General features: G+C 61.3%; 23 protein-coding genes. 11 read left to right on the forward strand and 12 right to left on the reverse strand.

The window, feature by feature from the left end; genetic code table 11:
- The first annotated feature begins 21 nt into the window (after positions 1-21).
- From LT972_RS09540 to trxA, 8 genes are all read left to right on the forward strand, one after another.
- The gene (locus tag LT972_RS09540; protein ID WP_232569857.1) at positions 22-429 is read left to right on the forward strand and encodes a hypothetical protein; all 408 of its coding nucleotides are present in this window, start codon (positions 22-24) and stop codon (positions 427-429) included.
- Complete coding sequence (locus LT972_RS09545) at positions 426-833, forward strand: hypothetical protein (protein WP_232569858.1); 408 nt, start codon at positions 426-428, stop codon at positions 831-833. The genes LT972_RS09540 and LT972_RS09545 overlap by 4 nt, the downstream gene beginning before the upstream one ends.
- 229 nt (positions 834-1,062) lie before the next feature.
- Complete coding sequence (locus LT972_RS09550) at positions 1,063-2,256, forward strand: MBL fold metallo-hydrolase (RefSeq protein WP_232569859.1); 1,194 nt, start codon at positions 1,063-1,065, stop codon at positions 2,254-2,256.
- Positions 2,257-2,317: 61 nt separating this feature from the next.
- Entirely contained in the window at positions 2,318-3,493 is a 1,176-nt protein-coding gene (locus LT972_RS09555) for an inorganic phosphate transporter (RefSeq protein ID WP_232569860.1), read from the forward strand.
- A gap of 231 nt (positions 3,494-3,724) precedes the next feature.
- Positions 3,725-3,874, forward strand: coding sequence for a DUF7512 family protein (locus LT972_RS09560; protein ID WP_232569861.1), 150 nt, complete (start codon positions 3,725-3,727; stop codon positions 3,872-3,874).
- Between the two features lie 2 nt (positions 3,875-3,876).
- Positions 3,877-4,905, forward strand: a complete 1,029-nt coding sequence (locus LT972_RS09565) for a sulfite exporter TauE/SafE family protein (RefSeq protein ID WP_232569863.1) — start codon at positions 3,877-3,879, stop codon at positions 4,903-4,905.
- Between the two features lie 88 nt (positions 4,906-4,993).
- Positions 4,994-5,398 carry a helix-turn-helix domain-containing protein gene (locus LT972_RS09570; RefSeq protein WP_232569865.1) on the forward strand — a complete coding sequence of 135 codons (405 nt, stop codon included), beginning with the start codon at positions 4,994-4,996 and terminating at the stop codon, positions 5,396-5,398.
- Positions 5,399-5,603: 205 nt separating this feature from the next.
- Complete coding sequence (gene trxA, locus LT972_RS09575; RefSeq protein ID WP_232569866.1) at positions 5,604-5,948, forward strand: thioredoxin; 345 nt, start codon at positions 5,604-5,606, stop codon at positions 5,946-5,948.
- A 201-nt stretch (positions 5,949-6,149) separates the two neighbouring features.
- On the opposite strand, the gene LT972_RS09580 is transcribed toward trxA, so the two are convergent.
- Together LT972_RS09580 and LT972_RS09585 are read right to left on the reverse strand one after the other, a co-directional pair.
- Positions 6,150-7,187: a site-specific integrase gene (locus LT972_RS09580; protein ID WP_232569868.1), complete on the reverse strand. Its 1,038-nt coding sequence runs from the start codon at positions 7,185-7,187 to the stop codon at positions 6,150-6,152.
- Positions 7,184-7,372, reverse strand: a complete 189-nt coding sequence (locus LT972_RS09585; protein ID WP_232569870.1) for a hypothetical protein — start codon at positions 7,370-7,372, stop codon at positions 7,184-7,186. The genes LT972_RS09580 and LT972_RS09585 overlap by 4 nt, the downstream gene beginning before the upstream one ends.
- A 203-nt stretch (positions 7,373-7,575) precedes the next feature.
- On the opposite strand from LT972_RS09585, the gene LT972_RS14955 reads away from it, so the two are divergent.
- Positions 7,576-7,818 carry a winged-helix domain-containing protein gene (locus tag LT972_RS14955; protein WP_456298742.1) on the forward strand — a complete coding sequence of 81 codons (243 nt, stop codon included), beginning with the start codon at positions 7,576-7,578 and terminating at the stop codon, positions 7,816-7,818.
- Between the two features lie 95 nt (positions 7,819-7,913).
- Positions 7,914-8,498: a coiled-coil domain-containing protein gene (locus LT972_RS09595; protein WP_232569872.1), complete on the forward strand. Its 585-nt coding sequence runs from the start codon at positions 7,914-7,916 to the stop codon at positions 8,496-8,498.
- Between the two features lie 43 nt (positions 8,499-8,541).
- Here the strand turns inward: LT972_RS09595 and LT972_RS09600 are convergent, their stop codons facing one another.
- The 3 genes from LT972_RS09600 to LT972_RS09610 form a co-directional block, all read right to left on the reverse strand.
- Positions 8,542-8,907 (reverse strand): hypothetical protein, encoded by a 366-nt coding sequence (locus LT972_RS09600; protein WP_232569874.1) that lies wholly within the window; start codon positions 8,905-8,907, stop codon positions 8,542-8,544.
- Between the two features lie 127 nt (positions 8,908-9,034).
- Positions 9,035-9,712, reverse strand: a complete 678-nt coding sequence (locus tag LT972_RS09605) for a hypothetical protein (protein WP_232569876.1) — start codon at positions 9,710-9,712, stop codon at positions 9,035-9,037.
- A gap of 130 nt (positions 9,713-9,842) precedes the next feature.
- Positions 9,843-11,081 (reverse strand): hypothetical protein, encoded by a 1,239-nt coding sequence (locus LT972_RS09610; protein WP_232569878.1) that lies wholly within the window; start codon positions 11,079-11,081, stop codon positions 9,843-9,845.
- Positions 11,082-11,348: 267 nt separating this feature from the next.
- On the opposite strand from LT972_RS09610, the gene LT972_RS09615 reads away from it, so the two are divergent.
- On the forward strand, positions 11,349-11,594 hold the full coding sequence (locus tag LT972_RS09615; RefSeq protein ID WP_232569879.1) for a DUF7692 domain-containing protein: 246 nt from the start codon (positions 11,349-11,351) through the stop codon (positions 11,592-11,594).
- A gap of 21 nt (positions 11,595-11,615) precedes the next feature.
- Here LT972_RS09615 and LT972_RS09620 read toward each other — a convergent pair whose 3' ends face one another.
- From LT972_RS09620 to LT972_RS09650, 7 genes are all read right to left on the reverse strand, one after another.
- Complete coding sequence (locus LT972_RS09620; RefSeq protein ID WP_232569881.1) at positions 11,616-12,017, reverse strand: hypothetical protein; 402 nt, start codon at positions 12,015-12,017, stop codon at positions 11,616-11,618.
- 61 nt (positions 12,018-12,078) lie between these two features.
- A complete protein-coding gene (locus LT972_RS09625) occupies positions 12,079-12,459 on the reverse strand; it encodes a hypothetical protein (protein ID WP_232569883.1) in 381 nt (126 codons plus the stop codon).
- 187 nt (positions 12,460-12,646) lie between these two features.
- Complete coding sequence (locus LT972_RS09630; RefSeq protein ID WP_232569884.1) at positions 12,647-13,831, reverse strand: hypothetical protein; 1,185 nt, start codon at positions 13,829-13,831, stop codon at positions 12,647-12,649.
- Entirely contained in the window at positions 13,828-14,655 is an 828-nt protein-coding gene (locus LT972_RS09635) for a hypothetical protein (RefSeq protein ID WP_232569886.1), read from the reverse strand. Before LT972_RS09635 ends, LT972_RS09630 begins: the two co-directional genes overlap by 4 nt.
- Positions 14,652-15,188: a hypothetical protein gene (locus tag LT972_RS09640; RefSeq protein ID WP_232569888.1), complete on the reverse strand. Its 537-nt coding sequence runs from the start codon at positions 15,186-15,188 to the stop codon at positions 14,652-14,654. The genes LT972_RS09635 and LT972_RS09640 overlap by 4 nt, the downstream gene beginning before the upstream one ends.
- Before the next feature lie 19 nt (positions 15,189-15,207).
- Positions 15,208-16,680 carry a hypothetical protein gene (locus tag LT972_RS09645; protein WP_232569890.1) on the reverse strand — a complete coding sequence of 491 codons (1,473 nt, stop codon included), beginning with the start codon at positions 16,678-16,680 and terminating at the stop codon, positions 15,208-15,210.
- Between the two features lie 96 nt (positions 16,681-16,776).
- Positions 16,777-17,190, reverse strand: coding sequence for a hypothetical protein (locus tag LT972_RS09650; protein WP_232569891.1), 414 nt, complete (start codon positions 17,188-17,190; stop codon positions 16,777-16,779).
- Between the last annotated feature and the right edge of the window lie 99 nt (positions 17,191-17,289).

Below are 17,289 nucleotides of genomic sequence, written 5' to 3' on the forward strand. Positions count from 1 at the left end.
TCGGCGGCGAACGCACCGACGATGACGGGACTGGTCGACGTCGACACGCTCGACGGACGGACGTCCGAAGAACTCGCAGACGGCATCGCGGACGGACTGCGCGACGCGTACGGGGACGCCGTTGTCGGCGTCGGGTCGTTCGAAGACGGCGACCCGTCCGTCGTCTACCGGGACGACGCGCTCTCGGCGGCGTACGAACCGGCGGCGATTCGGGACATCCTCGAGAACATCCAGTTGGAGTCCCTCGGCCACACCGCGTACGAGGAGTACCACGACCAGCCGCTGCACGCGACGGTCCGAGTCTACGGCTCGGTGGTGACGTTCGTCGTTCCCTTCTCCGAGACGGCGGGCGTGGTCGCCGCGGTGCGCCGCGACCGTTCACCCGGCGTCTACGACGTCCTCGACACCGTAGAGGAGTGTCTCCCGTGAGTCCCGCGACGCGAGTTGCGAAGAGCGTCGGCGTCGCCGTCGGCGCCTTCGTCCTGTTCGGCGTCGTCACGGGGCTGATTCCGAACCCGGTCTACGTCCGGATGGTCTCACGCACGCCCGCGGACTACCTGTTCCTCGCCGCGACCGCCGCGTTCGCGGGCGCGTTCGTCTACCAGCGGTCGCTGAACGACGACCCCGTGGGCGACCAGTTCGCCGTCGGCGGCCTCGTCGGCGGCGTCCTCGCGTTCGGCTGCCCGGTCTGTAACGTCGCGCTACTGGCGCTGTTCGGGTCGTCGGCGCTGATGACGTACTTCGACCCGCTGCGCCCGCTGCTCGGCGTGGCGAGCGTCGGCCTGTTCGCCGCCCTGCTGTACTACCAACGGCGACGCTGTACGCGCTGTTGACCGGCCGAATTCGCCCGCGTGGCACCGGGGCGACGACGGGCACGCGCGCCACGTTTCTTGTGCGCGATTAGAACTACTGTTCTCGTCCCTCTGGCTGTTGAACGCTCGAAAGCACCTTTTAGACCGTCTCCGAACACCATACTTCAGTCCCCCACCAATAGTATTGCGTAGAGATTGAACTACTATGCAAACCCTTTTGTGTGGCCGCACGGTAGAAGGGGGTGTACGCATGAACCCCGAAGACTTCCCGACGCCGGACGCAGACGTCGAGACCGTCGAACCGGAGACGCTGAAAGACCGCATCGACGCGGGCGAATCCGTCACGCTGCTCGACGCGCGAATGGAGTCTGACTACGACGAGTGGCGCATCGACGGCGAGAACGTCACGTCAATCAACGTCCCCTACTTCGAGTTCCTCGAGGACGACATCGACGAGGACGTACTCGCACAGATTCCCGACGACCGCGAAGTCACCGTCCTGTGCGCGAAGGGCGGCGCCAGCGAGTTCGTCGCGGGGACGCTCGCCGACCGCGGCTACGACGTCAACCACCTCGAAGACGGGATGAACGGCTGGGCGCGCATCTACGAGGCCGTCGAAGTCACCGACTACGACGGCGCCGGCACGCTCCTCCAGTACCAGCGCCCGTCCTCGGGCTGCCTCGGCTACCTCCTCTACGACGACGGCGAAGCCGCCATCGTCGACCCGCTTCGCGCGTTCACCGACCGCTACCTCGCGGACGCCGACGACCTCGGCGTCGACCTGCAGTACGCGCTCGACACCCACATCCACGCCGACCACATCTCCGGCGTCCGCGCGCTCGACGACGAAGGCGTCGAGGGCGTCGTCCCCGAAGCGGCCGTCGACCGCGGCGTCACGTACGCGGACGAACTGACGACCGCCGCCGACGGCGACACCTTCGCGGTCGGCGACGCGACCATCGAAGCGGTGTACACGCCCGGCCACACCACGGGCATGACGTCGTACCTCGTCGGCGACAGCCTGCTCGCGACCGGCGACGGCCTGTTCATCGAGAGCGTCGCCCGCCCGGACCTCGAAGAGGGCGACGACGGCGCGCCCGACGCCGCCCGGATGCTCTACGAGTCCCTCCAGGAGCGCGTCGTCTCGCTGCCCGACGACACGCTCGTCGGCGGCGCTCACTTCAGCGACGCCGCCGAACCGGCCGCGGACGGCACGTACACCGCGCCCGTCGGCGACCTCGTCGAGGAGATGGACGCGCTCACGATGGACGAAGACGACTTCGTCGAACTCGTCCTCGCGGACATGCCGCCGCGGCCCGCGAACTACGAGGACATCATCGCGACGAACCTCGGGCAGAACGCCGTCGACGACGACGAAGCGTTCACGCTCGAACTCGGGCCGAACAACTGCGCAGCGAGCCAAGAGTCCCTCGCGGGTGACTGACCCGGCAGCGCGCCGGACGGACACCGGCGCTAGTCGGGACTGACCACCGCACACACATCAGATGGAAGCTTCAGTAATCGCGCTCTTCCTGGTCGCCGGGCTCGCGAGCCTGTTCATGTCGTGGGTCATCGGCGCCGGGTCGAGCGGCGCGACGCCGTTTGCGCCCGCGGTCGGTGCGAACGCCGTCTCCACGATGCGAGCGGCGTTCGTCGTCGGCATCTTCGGGTTCGCCGGCGCGGTCGTCCAGGGTTCGAACGTCTCCGAAGCCGTCGGTCGTGGCCTCGTCGACGGCGTCAGCCTCCCCGTAACCGGCGTCATCGTCGTGTTGGCCATCGGCGCGGGGCTGATGGCAATCGGCATCACGACCGGCTACCCGATAGCGACGGCGTTCACCGTCACCGGCTCCGTCGTCGGCGTCGGCCTGGCGCTCGGTGGCTCGCCCGCGTGGGGGAAGTACGCGGAGATCGGCGCCGTCTGGGTCGCGACGCCGTTCGTCGGCGGCGGACTCGCGTACGGCATCGCGAGCGTCCTCCCGCGCGAGGACGTCCCAGAGCGGTACAGCGTCGCGTCCCTCGCCGGGCTCGTCGGCGCCGTCCTCGCGAACGTGCAGTTCGCGTACCTCGGCCCCGGCGGCGCCGCCGGGTCGCTGGTCGGGGTCATCCAGCGCCAGCTGCCGGTGACCGGACTCTCGGTCGCCGTGTCGTCGACGGCGGTGCTCGCGCTCGCGGTCGGGGGGCTCGTCTCGTGGGACGTGCGCCGCGACCCGTCCGGCGGGCTCCGGCGGGTGTTGCTCGCGCTCGGGTCGCTCGTCGCGTTCTCCGCCGGCGGGAGCCAGGTCGGCCTCGCGGTGGGGCCGCTACTCCCGCTTTTGGACACCGTCGACGTGGTGCCGGTGACGGCCGTCCTCGTCGGCGGTGGCGCCGGGATACTCGTGGGGTCGTGGACGGGAGCCCCACGGATGATCAAGTCTCTGGCACAGGACTACTCCAGTCTGGGGCCGCGGCGCTCCATCGCTGCGCTGGTGCCGTCGTTTCTCATCGCGCAGACCGCCGTTTTGCTGGGCGTCCCCGTCTCGTTCAACGAAATCGTCGTCAGCGCCATCATCGGGAGCGGAGCGGCCGTCGGCGGCCGGGACGCGGTGAGTACGCGGAAGATTCTGGTGACCGTCGGCGCGTGGGCCGGTTCGTTCGCGCTGGCGTTCGTCCTCGGGTACGGCGTGGCGATGGCCGCGCTGTGAGAGCGCCCCGGGGCATCCAACGTCGGTCCGACCGAGGCGCAGTGTGTCGTTTTCTGTCGGTTCTCGACCGGAGTACTGCCCGTTCGCGGCGCCGTTCGTTCGCTGTAACGTACAGCGTACTGTTGCAGATAGAATTGTGCGCTAGACCCAAAACCGTTAAGTCAGGCACCGGGCTAGACGGAAGTGCGCAGAATACCATGAACCACACAATACAGTTCCAGGTGTTGGACGATGTTCGGGCTTGAGAACGCGACCGGCATCGACGGGGCGTTACTCGTCGTCGGTGTCGTGCTAGTCGAAGCGATCATCCTGTACGTCGGGTATGGCGCCCTCGAACGCCTACTCGGACCGAAACTGATGGACCTACTCGGTGGAGAATGACGATGGAACTGTTCGGCGTGGCAGTCTCGCTGCTCGCGCTGTTCACCGGCTTCGGCGTCCTCATCGGCATTCTGTTCGGGTTCTTCGGGATGGGCGGGTCGTTCCTCGTGACGCCCGCGCTAATGGTGATGGGCTACGAGACGGACGTCGCCGTCGCGTCCGGGCTCGCGTTCGTGTTCGCCACGTCCGTCATCGCGACACTCAAACACCGCGACCTCGGGCAGGTCGACTACAAACTCGGCGTCCTCATGATCGCGGGGACGACCGCCGGCATCGAAGTCGGGAAAATCGGCCTCCACTGGATGCAGGACATGGGCATCGCCGACACCGTCGTGAGCATCATCTACGTCGGCCTGCTCGGCGCCATCGGGGCCTTCGTCACCTACAACGCCGTCAAGGGCAACGACGGCGGCATCGACCACGACGCCGACGGCGAAGTGGACGCCGACGACATCCCCGATATCGCCAAGACCATCCAGTCCTACCGGATTCCCCCGATGATGAGCCTCCGCGGCGGCGTCAGCGTGTCGCTGTGGCTCATCCTCGGCGTCGCGTTCGTCACCGGACTGCTGTCGGGGTTCCTCGGCGTCGGCGGCGGCTTCATCCGCATGCCCGCGCTGTTCTACCTCATCGGCGTCCCGGTCCCGATTGCGGTCGGCACTGACCTCTTCGAGATTGTGTTCTCCGGCGGCATCGGCAGCTTCCTGTACGCGATGGACGGCGCGGTCAACCTCTCCATCGTCGCGCCGCTGCTCGCGGGGAGCGCGCTCGGAGCGCGCCTCGGTGCCGCAGCGACGAGCATCGTCGACGAGGACGACATCAAGGTGTACTTCGGCGTGATGTTGCTCCTCGGGTCGCTGGCGGTCGCCATCCGCGAGGTCGGTTCCTACCTCGAGATGCCGGTCTTCCAGACGGTCTCGCTGCTCGTCATCCTCGGCGCCGCGACGCTCGTCGCCGGCGCCGTCGTCGTCAGTTCGCTCCGCGAACTCCGCTCGGACACCGGCTCCACCACGACGAGTACCGCCGACTGACCGGCCCTCACGCCGCTCAGTGGGTACGATTGTGCAATCCGTACACAAGTCTTTTAACGGCGGAGCGCGAATGTCCACGTGATTACTAATGCCCGACTCGATGGCCGAGCAACTCCAGCGCGACATGGTCTGCGAGGGGCTACTGGAGTGTTTCCACGGCCTCAAGCAACTCGACAAGGACGTGTTTCAGGCGCTCATCAACACCGACGAACCGCTGACCGTCGACGAAATTGCGGAAGCCGTCGACCGCGAACGCTCGACGGCGTACCGCGCGGTCCAGCGCCTGCTGCAGGCCGGCTTCATCCAGAAAGAGCAGGTCAACTACGACCAGGGCGGCTACTACCACGTCTACCGGCCGACGGACCCCGCGAGCATCGCCGACAACATGCAGCGCCTCCTCAACGACTGGTACGCCAAGATGGGGCAACTCATCCAGGAGTTCGAGACGAAGTACGAGCAAAACGACGTCGCGACCCAGTCCGTCGAGAGCTGAGCGCCGAGCCGTAGTCGACGCCGCGGACCGAACGTACGCCGTCTCGCTACCGCGTACAGTAGTTCCGTTTCTCGAACCCGTAATCACTGACTCCGCCGATTGCCCCGGTCAGCTCCACCACGTTTCGCCAGTCGCTGCCCTCGCGAACCGGTCTTGTATAATACATCCACAACTGTTAACTGCTGGTGGCGCGTAGTCGGTGATGATGACGACCGAACCCGCCACCACGCCCAACGAACCGACCGCCATCGACGGCCAACCCGAACTGGACGAGTACGTCGCGAACAACGACGTCGTCCTCGCGGACTTCTACGCCGACTGGTGTGGCCCCTGCCAGATGCTCGAACCGACCGTCGAAACCATCGCCGCCGAAACGGACGCCGCCGTCGCGAAAGTCGACGTCGACGCCAACCAACAACTCGCGGCCGCCTACGGCGTCCGCGGCGTGCCGACGCTCGTCCTGTTCGCCGACGGCGAACAGGCCGAGGAACTCGTCGGCGTCCAGAACGAATCCCAACTCCGGACGCTCGTCGAGCGCTACAGCGAATAGAACGCCCACCGAACGGCACCGGCGCCGCGGGACGACTCGAAGCCCCCGACACAGGCTTCACTCACCACGAAGATTCTCGCAGAATGATGGGCGCTGCAGGAACGTGGAAATAAGCAGAGGGCGCGGAGTTTTGCTTCATCATAGCGGCTGATTTCAGCGCGGTGCGCGGACTGGTCTGAGCCGTGGCGTTGGTACTCTGAATCATCGGTCAATAGCATCCCAGCGGCGTTCGGCGCGCCGGCGCTTCGACGCGCGGTCGTAGTGCTTGTCCAGCACGTCCTCGGACGCGTTCAGTCGGTCGGACACGATTTCCCGAGCGACGCCGTCGTTCCGGTACTTCGTGACGCGCGCCTTCCGGAAGTCGTGGGGACTCCGCGAACTCGGGCACTTCGTGGACTTCTTGAACGCCGTCGCCTCGCACTCCTCGATCTCCCGTCCGTGTGGGCACCCCTCGCCGACGAAGCAGGGGCGCGTCCACTTGTAGACCGTCTCCCGAATCGTCCCGCGACACGCCCGCCCCTGCGTCGTCGTCACGAGTGGGCGACGACCGTAGTCGTCGGTTATCTCGCGGCGCGGCCCCTCGATGAAGTCCTCCAAGACCTGCGCCACGCCCGCGTTGATTCGGTTGTGGCGCTCGCTCGCTTCGTCGTTCTTCAGCGGCGTGTCCGTGTCGGGCCGGTGGTGGAACTCGATGGCGGGCGAGTTGCTGTCGAGGTCGAGGTCACGGAGGTCGAGCGAGCGCACGCCACCGAGTCGCGCGCCGGTGTGCCAGAGCACGAGCACGACGACGTGGTCCCGACTCGCGTACTCGTAGCGGTCGAGGTAGTCGAGAATCGGCGGGATTCGCTCGGGCGGGATTTTGCTGTCCGACACCTCGTCGGTCTTCGAGAGGTCGGGAATCGGCACCTTCGTGTAGAGGTCCTCGGGCACTGCCTCGATGTCCGCCGCGAACTTCAGGAATCGCTTCAGCGTCTGCAGCGCCGACTCCAGCGTGGCCGGCGCAAGCTCCTCCACGTTCGCGTTACTGTACCCGCCCTCACGGCGCCAGACGCGGTACTCGTAGAGGTCGCGTCCGTTCACCTCGTTCAGGTTCTCGATGCCCGCCTCCCGGCACCACTCCACGAACGGACGAAGCCGGTACTTGTGGCTCGTGACCGTCCACTTCGCCGCGTCGTCGCGGCGCGCGTCGAGGTAGAGGTCAACCGCGTCCTCCGGCGGCAGCGGGTCGAGGTCGCTCATCGCTCGCCCTCCTCGTTGACGACCGCGAGCGTCAGCTTCTCCTTGGTACTCTCGCAGGCCGGGCACTCCGGCATCCGGCTGTACGTGACGTTCGAGCAGTCCGCACAGACGTAGAGGAAGTCGTTCGTCTCCGACTCCTCCGAGGTCGGTTCGTCGGTGTCATTCTGGTGTTCGGTTTCGCTCATTCTCACTCCCCAGCGGTGGAATCGCGCACCGCTTGGAACATACAGATATACTCCGTCTACAAATAGATTCTCTGAGTCATTTGTCGAATGCGCACCTAGTCAATTATCGAATTGACTCCGACTATCCAATTGATACTTAGACCAACTCATTTGGGTGCCCGGGCCGCAGTTGAAGTATGGCGTATCGTCTCCCGGCCGAGTGGATGCAGGCAACTGACGACCGGATTCTGGAGTTCTTGGAGTCTGAAGGCCGTTCTACCCCCAGTTCGATGACTGACGAAGGGCCTTACGACTATCATCGAAAAACCGTCCAACGACGACTCTCGAAATTGATGGATGCCGGACTTGTCGAACGTGTCGGCCGGGGACTCTATCAAATCACGAACGAGGGCCAGCGGTATCTCGCCGGTCAGGCAGACCTGCGAGACACGCCGGAACCAGAGTGAGAAGCTAATTCCTCGAGTTATAAACCACTAATTCGTAATCTCGGACGGAATATCCCCAAATCTCTTGCCGTGTCGGTTATCGAGTTTGGCCTATCATGGTTGAGATTCAAGATCTCCTCCCGAATTATTTTCTTGAGCGTAGCTTAGCATTCAAGACTGGTGTTCTCATATTAGGTGCATTGCTACTACTGGTGAGTTCCTTTATTCGGCAGAAAGGAGACGTACTGTGGGTGATCCCTTTTCTTTCCGGTGCTCTGGTCGAGTGGTTTGTCGTTGCAACAGTCTATGTTGAGATGTCTGAAATTGAAGCGAGGGTGAGCGATGCAAGAGACGAGATCAAGACGACTGCAAGCGATATCAAAGAAACTCGGAGAGAGGTCGAGCAGAACCAGAAGGAGGTTGCGGACACAAAAGAAGAGATAGAATCTACACGGAACGAAGTCGAAGAGACGAGGAGAGAAATAGAGAAAACAGGGAGAGAAATCGAGCAGACCAAAGAGGATGTATTCTCGTTCATCTCTGACTCTCAAGGAAGTACAGCTAGACCCTCACTTGAAGACCGAATTTCTGACTTAGAGGAGACCGTTGGAATGGGGGCGATAAGCGGAAGGGGTCTGTCTGGGCGTGTGTCTGAGTTAGAGAGAAAAGTGAAGAAAATGAAGAGAAACAACCGACGCTGATTCTAACGAAAGGAGGAAACCATTCAATCGGGTTTCAAGCCACCTACTCGTACGGAATCCAGAGCAGTCCGTACGCCCCCTTCGAGTCGAATTCTGCGACCTGCTCCCCACCGCGATACAACGCGACGTGTTCGCTTCCGTCGGCTCCGACGTGGGCCGCGTCGCCGATAATCTGCATCTCCTCGACCTGCGGCTCCGCGTCGAAGCCGAGCACGTCGTCGCCGCGATCCTCGTCGCCCACGAGTTCGTCGACCGGGACAACAGCGTACCGTCCGGTCACGTCTCCTTGGTAGAGGACTCGGTTCTCGACTTCGCTGAATCCTGCTCTGATGAGTAACTGTTCGCGTTCGCTCGTCTCGAACGTCACGAGGCGGCTCAATCCAGTGGCGGTCTGGTTTGCTTCCACCATGCATCAATTCCGGTGCGTAGGCACGTTGTGTAAAGGCGAGCCGTCCGCGGAGTGAAAGTGAAAGTGAAAGTGATAGGCCCGACTTAATTCCTGAAAATCAAGGCCGCTCTATCTTTGAGGGCAAAGATCAGTTAGAACCTAAGCGGTTGATTATCTTCATGAGATACTGTTTTTGCGACTGTAGTTCTGACTCAAGTTCACCGAGTGCTCGGAGAACCACGAAAAAGTATCCAATTGCGATAGCGACTAACAAGTATATGCTAATGGGTTCCCCACTCGTGGCAGCAAATGATATTATCACACTCAAAATCATCCCAAGACAAATGAGTAGGATATCAATACTCTCGACAGTCCTCAAATCATCAAGATTCTCTGAACTCTTAATCAGATACTCTCGATAGGCATTATTTCGGCTGTTAAGATACTCTTCCTTACTTTCGAATGAAGACGCGTCTTCTGGGATAAGTTCCGGCGAGACATTCGAACTCCGAGCCGATTTTGATAGAAACCCGAACAGCCCCAGTATGAGAAGAATCGCAGTAACAGCGATCGTTATCGGTGATGAAATAATCAGATTGCCCGATTTCACAATAGGTTGTGGGTGCTTGACCAAATCAACTATCGCGTCTTTTACAGCGAATAAAACTGATGAGAGACCAGCAAAGAGCAGGAGCGTGATTCGCCCCATTTGCCGATTTCTTTTCCCAACCTCCTGACTGGCATTCGTATAGTGATTATACAACTCTCGTAACTCCTCGTGCTCAAGTTCAAGAGTTTCCACCGAGGGGTCGGATTTATCTCCCATACAACTCCCATAACTACTCTACTAACATCTTTATTTATCTCTGCAACGGGATATGTCCAAATGAACTGAAATGAGCAATGACGAGTCAGAAGAAGTTCCATTGACTTCAACCTCGTTGACTCTTCACCCGTTAAGTTCGTAACCCCTCAGGAGGGATATTATCCGCTATCCAATATCTGAATTCTTTCGACGACATGTACCGGAGAGCAATCCGGTTATTTACTCTAGATATTGCAAACAGTAAACCAGCCACCAAATCAGACAGGCGATAATACTCAACTGGAACTCGATAGTATGACATCTTCTTAATCAGGTTTCGGTCTCGTCCACGACCATCGTAGATACGCACAAGTCCTTCTGAATCATCAGTTTCAATACTAGCATGAGAAGACCCATGCCTAAGCTGTGGTTCAATTAACTTTGTGAAATTTTCTCCTCTGCTAGTATCGAGGGACTTCAACACAGAGGTTGTATCACTCGCATTATTCGGAGCGGGCGAGTCAAGAGCAAGTGTTAGATCATGTAGTGGCTCTCGTGCAAGTTCAAACAAATATGCGTATTGTTCAATAATGCGCTCAATCCCAAGACCTCCCTCAATTTCCCCAATATCTACTGAATCTGAGTTAGTGTCCCAAAAGTGAATAATTGCGTTCTCGTCTGAAGGGGAGTCTCGTGATTTTAGTCCCTCCCATTCAGCCTCTTTCCGTTCTCTGAAATTTAGAACTTTATTTCCAAGCTCAAGAAGGTCTGTTTTCCGCTTTTCTTCCCATTCTTCAAACCGAGTCAGAGGAGATCCTGACAAATACTTCTCTTGCAACAGGTCGACTGCAGTTTCAAATACTCTCTCAAACCTTTCTGAATCGTAACTCGCCTCGTCTTTGTATCTCCTGTACGGAGCATTGAGTCTATTCGCATCCGATGTCTTAATAGCGATAATTTCCGCATAATTCTCTATTAGCTTGATGAGGTTTTCATTGTCCAGATCAAGTTCGAGAGACGCATTTAACGCCTCCTTCGCATCAAATTCTTCAGGAGCATCGCCGTTTCCTTCTTGGAGCCTTTCAGTAGCCCTCTGGACCGGATCATCATATTCAGACCGAAAGTACCGCATATTTTGCTCACGAGTCCTCGGATTCTTCGCGGGGGTATCTCGCACATCAATAAATTGCGCAACACCATCCCGAATGGTTGGAACCAAACTTTGGAGTGCTGCGATAAATTCCCACCCACTGCCTGAAACTTTGATTGTTGAATCTCCGTCCCTGAACCAGACCCTCCCCTCTCCATCCTGCAGATCTCGCTTAGTTATCGGTAAATCTCTTTCATAATACAACTCTGCAAATTCGGGGTATCCTTCGTCGGTCCCCATTTTGCACCCTATTAGTCCTCTTTTGGTAATCAGCTTTTGCGTTTCGACTACCCCTCTATATTGACTCGGGGTTTTGCGCGCTGAGAATTCGTTTCCGAGATATGCACACGAGACGCGCGAGGTCGTGTGCAGATTCGCCCGCTCGTCGTGACCGTCAGCTCGTCTCGGGCCGGGTCGCCAGGGAGATCGAGGCGATTTCCCCGCGAATCACCCCCGCGAGTGAGCCAAATTCAATGGGTTTTGCCCGGTCGTGTGAACGAATCAGGTATGCGAATCCGCACCGACGGCGACTACGCCCACCGACGAGACACCATCGAGGCCGCGATGGACGCGCTCGACGAGAACACGAAAACCGCCGCCGTCCTCGCCGCCTGCGAGCACGCTCGACAGGACCGCCGCGCGAAAGAGGAGGCGCTGGAGCACCCCGACATGACGCCCGAACTCGCCGAGATACTGAGCACCAGTCGATTTCGACTCTCATACGAGGTTGAGACTGGCCTCGATACCGGGTAGCCTCTTCAGCAAAATCTGGCCTTATCCACCAACTGTCGCTCGCATAACTACCTCAATCACAACGGTAGCTGCAACCACCGAGATCGCAATTAACCCCTGTACGGCGAAGTCACGCCATCCGCTATCCTGTGATTGCGCTCGCATCAGAGCAATGACGGCCGCGGTGATTAACAGAATGAGGGCATTAGCCGCCGCCAGACCCGTGATAATCGCGTTGCTCGATGAATTCCGCATAATTGCTGCCGAGAAGCTCATCAGCATCCACCAAAGCAGGGTTGTTCCAGCAGTGACGAGCCCCAACTCGGCAGTTGTCGGCTCCTCGTCTCGGTCCAGAATCCATCGGGCCACACCCAACCAGACCGTTAGTGCGACGAGTGACGCTTGAAACAGCGGGATTGCCGTACTAAGCGACTCTGAGGGCATCCTATTTTCTTCTACCCGCTGACTCGGATAATATTTCCCACTCACTGCAGCGATTGATAATCTACACTACGTCGCTAATCGCCACCTTCGCCTGCTCGGTCCCACGGTGATCACCACCACCGTGCCACCGGAGCGTCGGCAATCGAGACGCGTGCCGGCGGTCGTGGGCGAGCACTTCGACACCCCGCCCGCGAATCCGGTACGCGGCGAACACGTAGTATCCATCCTCGCGCTGTAGTTTCTCGTGGTACTCCCGATAGAGTTTGAACGTCCCCGGCTGTCCGTCGGCGTGCTCGTGCATCGCCGCCTTGATCTCGTGCGGCTCGCCGTCGGGACCGTCGGCGTCCTTCCAGGAGGCGCGGGCGAGGTCGAGGCCGTACTCTGAAGCCATCTGGTATTCGACCGCCGTCCCGTACTTGTTCGCTTTCTGCGAGCGCCCCATTATTCTGACCCCCACGAGGCAACGCGTCTCGCGCCCGACGCGCGCTTTATATATACACTCCTCCGGCCCGCCTGAACGCCGCGCCCATCGGGGCGAGCGCCCTCGGCGCGAGTCCCGACGCGATGGGCCAACATAGTGAGTACGCCGGGGGGTTGGTTGTGGTTGGTTTGTCCGGGACCCGTCGCCGTCATGCAGTTAGGTCAGTCACCTCGCCAACCACCTCGCGGTGCTTTCCATCCTGCTCGTACTCGTTCCAGCGCTGACGCACCCATTCGGTGCTGTACGGCACGAATTCCGCAATCTCGCGGTTTGGTTTCTCTGGCTCGGCCTCCTTCGCGAGCACGACTGTCGCGATCGCCGACCGCCGCGCCACGTCCGCCGGCGCCGTCTCCCCATCCTCGTCGTCGCCGTCCGACCAACTCCACGTCGTCGCCTCCTTGTCGTCGTACCGCCAGTCCGTCTCTGGAATCCCGTCGACCGACGCAATCGGCTCGACGCCCCGCCGATTCTTCACGTCCTCGTAGAACGTTGCTCGCTTCAGCGCCTCCTTGTGGACACAGACGCCCATCTCCCGAATCAGCGGGTGTACGTCCTTCCCGTCGTGACCAATCACGATGAGAGAGCCGCCGTACTTCCGGATTTTGTACGCCATCGGCCCCATCTTCGTCTTCGTCTGATACCCCGAACTACCCGAACCGCCGGCGCTCGATGAGGCCTCGTCGAAGATGAACAGTTTCGGTGTCTGGTCGTTGTGCATCGGGTCGCCGTCCTGCTCCATCCACGCCTCCAACTGCTCGAAGTTCGACAGCCACCCGTCCTGCCTGCAACCCTCCGCGTCCGTCCACTCGTCGGTCTCCCGGAGCGTCCGGACGTTCGACGCGACGAGCCCACTCGGATGCTCGCGCTTCCAGAGCTGCCCAAGGAGCAGCGCGAAGTTGCTCTTCCCGGTGCCGGGTTCGGCCCACTCGTAGAACATCGGCGCCGGCCCCGTCAGGAACGATTCCAGCGTCTTGATCGCCTTCAGGCCGGACACGTCGGCACGCTGGCCGGTGTCTCCCGTGAGGTGCTTGAGTGTCTGCATGTCGCCGCCGTCGAGCGCGCGCCGGGCCGTCTCGGTCGCCTCCATCCGCCGCGTGCGCTCGTGGAGAGTGGTCTGCTCGGCCCGCCCCGGCATCTTCGCCTGCTTTTCGTCCGAGAGGACCGTCGGGTCGTACTCCGCCTCCACCACCGAGAGGAACCGAGAGAGGCGTTCGTCCCGCGTCAGCCCGGTATGCGTGTGGGCTTCGGCGTCGCGGTCGCCGTGGCCGTCCTGGTGCTCGCGGAACTGCGCTGGCGTGTACAGGTCGTCACCGCCGCCGTCGTCACCACTCATCGCGGGGTGCCTCCGTCAGTCGCCGCCGGTTGACTCTGCGCGTCCGTCTCCATCCCCACGTCCTCGGGACGCCCCTCGGGCAGGGCGTCAGCCGTCCAGTCCGGCAGGTCCTCGGGTGAGAGGTCGGTCACTTCGGCTTCGGTCACGCTCTCGGCTTGCTCGCGGAATTCGTCGGTCACCTCTTGGACCGCCGCTTTGTCGAGGTGTTCGCCGTGCTCGCGAGCGTACGCCATCTCGTTGATCAACCGCGTCTGCAGGCTGGCGGCGAGGTCGCTAATCGAATCCCGCAAGTACGCCAGCGAGAGGTGTGAGTCCACGAGTTCTTCGTAGGAGCGTTCGGCGTGCTTCCGACTCGTGTAGAGTTTCACGTCTTCCAACTCCGAGAGGAACACTCCCGACACCGTGAGTTGGCCGTTCTCACCGTATTCGGGCGCCCAGTCGAACTCACGGACGGCCACCGCGTCCCCGTCGTTGACGCGATACGGCGCCGGACCGTCGACGCGCTTGGCGTCCCAGACTTCCGGCGGGACGAAGTACGTCTTCACCACGTCGTCGACGCGATTCACGTGGTGAACCTCCACCCAGTTGCGGGTACGGAGCCAGTGCGCGAACCGCAGCCCGGCGAGCGTCGAGGGCGGCGCCAGCACGAGCCAGCCGACGAGCAAGTCTCCGACCCACGGCGGGAGGACAGGGATGCCCGGATCGAAGTACCACAACACGAGGCCAGAGGCGACGAGGACGGCCGCGACGAGTAGTTGGGCTTCCGCGAGCAGGTAGGTCGTGCGGTCGCGCCAGTCCCCGAACGTCGCCGACAGGTCACTCATGGCGAGGCCTCCGTCGGTTCACCGCCCTCGTTGTACACCACCCAGATGCCCGCTCCCACGAACGAGATGAGGACGATGCTGGCGCCGCCGAGCCAGCCGGTCGTGCCGGATGCGCCCGCGAACGGCGAAGGGGTTGGCGACCGGATCACTTCCGCGTACAGCACCTCTTGGGTGGCGATCGATACGCCGACGTAGCCGCGTGAAGATTCGGTTACGTCGAAGGTGACGGTGTGGGTGCCGGCGCCGTCGAGGATCAGCGTCCGCCGATTGATTGTGCCGCCGTCGATGAACCCGCCCGCGTCCGACAGCGTCACCGCTTTCGTCGTGTCCGTCTCGAAGACCAGCGTCGCCGTCCCCTTCCCGTTGTACGCCGAGGAAACGAGCCGCAAGTCCGAATCAACTTGTTCGCCCTGTTGGGTGCTGTTCTGTTGGGTCGTGGGCTGTGGGCTGTCGCCGGGTTGGGCCGTCACCGCCGGCGCTCCGCCAGCAACGACGAGCACGACGACTACGCACAGCGTACTGTATCGCGTCATAAAATCGGTGAATAGGGGGTTAGTTGTTCGCGAGCAGGAGCGCGCCACCCGCGATCAGGAGCACAGGCAGCCCGATGCCGAGGCCGAGCCCGAGGTTGAGTCCACCGCTCAGGAAGCCACCGCCACCCGAGTTGCGGAGGCGTTGCTGGCGCGCGTTGATCTGCGCCTGCAACTCGCGTAGTTGTTCTTGCATGGCGACGAACTCGGAGGCGTTCGAGACGTTGTACTCTACCTCTCGGTACTCCACCGTCTCGTTGTCTGCGACCTCCGTGCCGTCCGGTCGCGTCACCGCAGAGAGCGTGAACTGTCCTTCGAGCTTGACGGTGCCGCCCTGCCGGAGCGCGACGAACTGCGAGCCGTTGATCTCGCTGGCGTTGTACGTCGAGCCGACCTGATACCCACCCGGCGGCGTGCCATCGGACATCAGCACACCCGAGTACGTCGTGTTCTGATAGGTGACGTTCATGTGGCCGACGTTCGAGAGGTTGTACGGACCACTCAACCCCATCGCAGCGAGCGAACGCTGCGTGTATGCGCCATAATCGCCTTCAGGGCTGTACTGACGCATTCCCATGTAGGGGTCGACCATATCCTCTGTAGATATGTCCCCATTTTGGTAGGCTTCCCACGCAGCGTTCGCGTAGGTACTCATACGGGCGCTGGCCGCCCCTTTCTGATCCAAAATATTCTCCCATTGATTGTGGAACCGCCCAGGTTTGACCAGCGTAACGTAACTCTCGGAGACGGCATCAGGCGCAGACGCCCGGACGTGATAGGAGTTTTCGCCGTCGCTTACCGGGTCAACGTTGTGAATCGGCTTGCCACAGCAGAGGTCTTGCTGTACACGCAGTTGAGTAACCTCTACCGTCTCATTGTTCGCGAGAGTATAGTTACCGTGAGTATCGCCTTTGTACCGGAATCGCCCGGCACCAGCCGTGTCATGGGCGTAAACGGTGTCGTTAGCCACAGACGAGGTGTTGACGGCACGGGCGTTAGCAGTAATAGCCACTTCAGCGGCAGTATTCCACTGCGAAATAAGCTGTCGCTGCTTGGTAGCGTAATACTCCTGAATCGCCTCCTGTGCTGCAATCTTCGCCTCAGCCTCAGTTTTCCCGCCGTTGATGTAACGGACGAACTCGTTCTTCCCATGCATCAACGCGATGCTCTGGGTGTCCTCGAGGTAGTTCCCCATCGACGTGAGCGCAACGTCGTTGTTCTGAGCCTGCTGACTCGCACTTGAGTAGATCGCGCTAAGCGTCTCGTTCGCATCAGCCTCCTCAAGCGCTTTAGAGGAATCTGGACACATGTTCGTCCATGCAAGCGTGTGGATGAACACCGGGCCAGCCTTGCACTTTTCCAGCCACGCTTGGGCGCTCGCGTCTTCGACGGGCGACGCCGACTGTGGAACCGGCCCGACACCGACCATGACCGAACTGGTGACGAGCACGACGCCAGCGACGAGCGCGAGCGCGGCGCGGAGGTGGCGGTTCACACCACCACCCCGACGAGGACGCCGACGAGGGTGGCGAGCGCGCCGAGCGCGTGCATCGCCACGTCCCGAGTAGTGAGTTTCTGCATGCGTTGTCCCTCAGTACCAGGAGACGACGGTGTACGCGCTACTCAGGAGGACGAACGCGACCAGCCCGACGATGTCGGAGCCGAGCACGAGGTCTTGGATGAACGGCATGAACGCCATGCCGAGCAGGAGGACGGTGCCGCCGCCGACGGCGACAGACTCCACCTCGTCAAGGTCGTCCCAGCCATCCCCCGCGCGGTTGGTCGCCCACGAGAGGACAAGCAGGAGCGCGGCGGTGACGAGCGCGATGCTGATGCTGGCACCACTTCCCGAAAACAGCGTTTCGTTGAAGCTGACGCCGAGGATGGTGAACGAGCCGATGCCGGTGAGGACGACCGCGGCGAGGCCGAAAAACGGCGCGCCGAGCACGTCCTGCATGTCGAAACCTCCCTTCGTGTGGAGGCTGAGAACATCGCTTGTTGCCATGCGCGCGTCGGGATTCCGGGACAGCACACTTTACCCATTTATCAGGTCTTGGAGGGGTACAGAGTGGGTAGACCGCCGGCGCGCCCCGGGGGCGCGCGG

Source organism: Halobacterium litoreum (genome assembly GCF_021233415.1).
Taxonomy (GTDB): domain Archaea; phylum Halobacteriota; class Halobacteria; order Halobacteriales; family Halobacteriaceae; genus Halobacterium; species Halobacterium litoreum.